This window comes from Wolbachia endosymbiont of Litomosoides brasiliensis, from assembly GCF_013366805.1.
Lineage (GTDB): Bacteria > Pseudomonadota > Alphaproteobacteria > Rickettsiales > Anaplasmataceae > Wolbachia.
On record NZ_WQMO01000036.1, the window covers coordinates 1 to 3,799 of the forward strand.

2 protein-coding genes are annotated in these 3,799 nt (G+C 35.0%); one reads left to right on the forward strand and one right to left on the reverse strand.

From position 1 onward, the window contains the following. Positions 1–205: 205 nt before the first annotated feature. Entirely contained in the window at positions 206–958 is a 753-nt protein-coding gene (gene surE / locus GO684_RS04875) for a 5'/3'-nucleotidase SurE (protein ID WP_175939399.1), read from the reverse strand. Between the two features lie 202 nt (positions 959–1,160). Between surE and ligA the strand changes: the two genes are divergently transcribed. Continuing rightward, entirely contained in the window at positions 1,161–3,215 is a 2,055-nt protein-coding gene (ligA, locus tag GO684_RS04880) for an NAD-dependent DNA ligase LigA (protein WP_175939400.1), read from the forward strand. Positions 3,216–3,799 lie beyond the last annotated feature (584 nt).

Sequence of the window (3,799 nt, forward strand, 5' to 3'; positions counted from 1 at the left end):
CCTTGATTCCTGTTCCCATTCTTTAATGGTAATATTAGGATTTTTTGTATCCATACTTCAACTTGTTCAAATTGACTCTGATTCAATCTAGTTCTTCCACGGCGTTGAGGAGGAGTGAATAATTTTTCTTCTCTTCCAAGTTTAGAAGCTATTATGTCTAGTTACTGCGTATTATTCAACTGATAAAAGATTTACAAATGTTTTTTCAATTAACTATGGAAGAAAATTCTTTTGCATAAGAATTTTTCATAGCATTCAGTGTATCATAATCTGTAAAATCTAATTTTATTGGTGTAATGGTAATAAATCCTTCTTTGATTTTGCCCACACTACCGCTACCTGAATGTTCTCGAGACCAATTTAAACTTAAAGAACCATCTGAATTTTCAGTGAAAGTTAAGTCCCCATCAATGTTATATTCACCTTGTTCAGCAAATTCTATTCCTTTTACTTTTTCTATAGCAGAAAAATTTATGCTCATCGCTATATTTTTAGGCCAGCCAACCTTCACTAATTTAGCGATGACCTTTGGGGCAAAAGCCTTTGTGTTATGCCAGTTTATTCCACCATGGTATGCTTGACTTAGCGCGATAGAAGGTATGGATCTTGCAGCACCTTCCATTACAGCGCCGATTGTTCCTGAATAACAAACATCGTCTCCAACATTTGATCCAATATTTACTCCAGATAATATTAAGTCTGGCTTTTTATCCATAATCTTATTTAGTGCGATGATTACACAATCTGCAGGGGTGCCAGACACACTGAACTCCCTTTCACTGTGTTGGTTTATTCTAATAGACTGCTTTACTGGATAATCAAGAGATCTTGCTGCTCCGCTTCTATCAGTATCTGGTGCCACTGTCCAGATTTCCGATGAAAAATTTCGTGCAACCTCTTTAAGTAATTTTATTCCTTCACTTTCGACACCATCGTCATTTGTTGTTAATATTATCATGTAAAATTTTGTATAGCTCTAAAGTTATGATAAATAATTCCGGTTATCGATTGCAAATAAATACATTACTCTTAAATTGTTTAACTATCTACAACTTCTTTTGTTATTTCTCAGTGCTTTATCGAGTACCGTACGCTGAATTGAGGAAAATTTGCGACTTGACGATAAAACTAATATGGCATTATATTGGTATAATTTAAGCATAGCTGATTTAAAAAAGATGATAGAAGAGCTTACTAGACTGCGAGATCGGATCAATTATCATGATGTTTTGTATTACCAAAAAAACAAACCAGAAATCACTGATGCTGAGTATGATAAGCTGAAGCGAAGGTTGGTTAAAATGGAAGCCCAACTTCTAGGAACGTGTGCAACACAAGATGGTGTTGGTGCTGCACCTGATGAGAGATTTTCTAAGGTAAGACATCAAGAACCTATGCTCTCTCTTGAGAGTGCTTATGATGAACAAGGTGTAAAGCGGTTTTTGTCTAGAATAAAGAGATTTTTAATTGAAGAAGAAATAGAGGTGTTCTGTGAGCCAAAGATTGATGGATTGTCGTTTTCTGCAGTTTATGAGGATGGAAGATTTGTCAAGGCTGCAACTCGAGGCGATGGTTTTGTAGGAGAAGATGTCACGCGCAATGTTGCAACAATAAAAGGCTTTCCCAGATTTTTGCAAGGTGTGCAAGGTAGGTTAGAAGTAAGAGGTGAAATATACATCAATAACAGTGACTTTTTAGAATTAAATAAAGATAATAAATTTGCTAATCCTCGAAATGCAGCTGCTGGTTCTTTAAAGCAATTAGATGCAAGCATTACAGCAGGTAGACCGTTGAAGTATTTTGCTTATTCTTTGATTGGTGGAGAAGAGAAAAGTCAAAGTGAAGTACTACATAGACTTGAGGCACTTGGTTTTTTCGTAAATGAGCAGCGGTTCTTAACGAGCGATCTGGACAGAATGCTAGAGTTTTATAATGAAGTTTATTATTGCCGCTATAATTTGGGTTATGATATTGATGGAGTAGTCTATAAAGTAAATAATTTGGTGCTACAAAGTCGTCTGGGAATTACTCACAAAGCACCGCGTTCAGCACTTGCGTACAAGTTTTCTGCAGTTTATGCAAAGACAAAGTTAAACAAAATATTTATACAGGTGGGTAGAACAGGAGTATTAGCTCCGGTTGCAGATTTAGTGCCAGTCAATATCGGTGGAGTGCTAGTAAGCAAGGCAAGTTTACATAACCAAGATGAAATAAAACGTAAAGACATAAGAGAAGGAGATATTGTAACAATCAAAAGAGCGGGCGACGTGATTCCTCAAATTGTTAAAGTGGATAATAAAGGTTTTCGTCATGCAGATGCACCTAAATTTGTATTTCCCAAGGTATGCCCTGAGTGCGGTGGTAGAGTACAGACTGAAGGAGCGGCAATAAGGTGCTCCGAGGAATTAACCTGTAAAGCTCAAATAATAGGAAAACTAAAGCACTTTGTATCGAAGGATGCATTTGATATTGTTGGCCTTGGTGAAAAGCAGATAAAGTTTTTTTATGACCTTGGTCTGATAAAGCAAATTCCTGATATTTTTAACTTAGAAAGAAAGTTAGATAAATTTAATCTAGAAGAACAGCCTGATTGGGGCGAGAAGTCAATAGCTAATTTGTTAAATGCTATACAAAACAGAAGGATAGTAACTCTAGATAGGTTTATATTTTCTTTGGGTATTAGATTTGTTGGCCGAGTTGCAGCAGAACTACTTGCAAATTATTATGTTTCTTATACTAATTGGTATAGTTCGATGATAAAACTGTTATCAAAAGATACTGAGATGGGTGCGGATGGTATAGAGAGGAAAACAGCTAGATCCTTTAGTGATGAGCTGGTAGGTATAGATGGCATAGGAGAAAAAGTGGTTGAGTCTTTGAAATCTTTTTTTTCTAAAGAACATAACATCAAAACGTTGAAGGATCTTGCTGATTATCTTCAAATCCTTTCTGTTAACTCCAACTCTGGTGATTCTGTTTTGAATAATAAAGTCATAGTGTTTACTGGTAAACTACTTACTATGAGTAGAGAAGAGGCAAAAGTAAGAGCTAAAACTCTGGGAGCAAAAGTCAGCTCAAATCTTTCTGCTAAAATTGACTACCTAGTTGCAGGAGAAAAACCGGGAACCAAATATAAAAGAGCAGTGGAATTAGGTGTAGGAATTTTGAATGAAGACCAGTGGTGCAGAATGGTAAATTCAGAAGTGTCCGAATAATCATACTTCTTAGATAGTACATGTGTTTTAATATTAATTTCTATAGATAAGTAGGGCTAATTGCCAAGTTAAAATTATAGGCATTCTTTGTTAACTTGTTATTTTATTTCTATGGTTTAGTGCAACATTGTAAATCATACAAGAGTTCTTATTATGGTAGACCTGTTCCTGTAACATTAGATCTCTTGCATAGTTTTTGGCAGTGTATTGGGTATATAATACTGATTCTAATTGTTAGTGGGTCAAATAAGTGAAATTATATAGTTGTTTAATTGCAGAGTGAGAAAGAGAGATGATAAATTTGCACAAAGCGCTCTCAAGCAAAGCAATTGTATTATAGACTTTGTTATGCAAAATGTTCTGTTTTATATATAACTAAAGTCTCTCAGTAGGGTTGAGCTCAAGTGAGTATGGTGGTAAGTAAAAGACTTCTCGTGTTCTAAAATATTGCAACATTTATTCAAGAAACATATTCATACAATTAGTGTTGACATTCGGTGCAAATAAACAACTAGAACTCTCTCCATATTCTTAGGATTAACTGTACTGTAGAGATAAAAAATTTTTCTACCCAATTTTACTTT

What these genes read in the sequence shown, in the direction of transcription:
- surE (WP_175939399.1), bottom strand. Translation starts at nt 958, where the DNA reads ATGATAATATTAACAACAAATGACGATGGTGTCGAAAGTGAAGGAATA.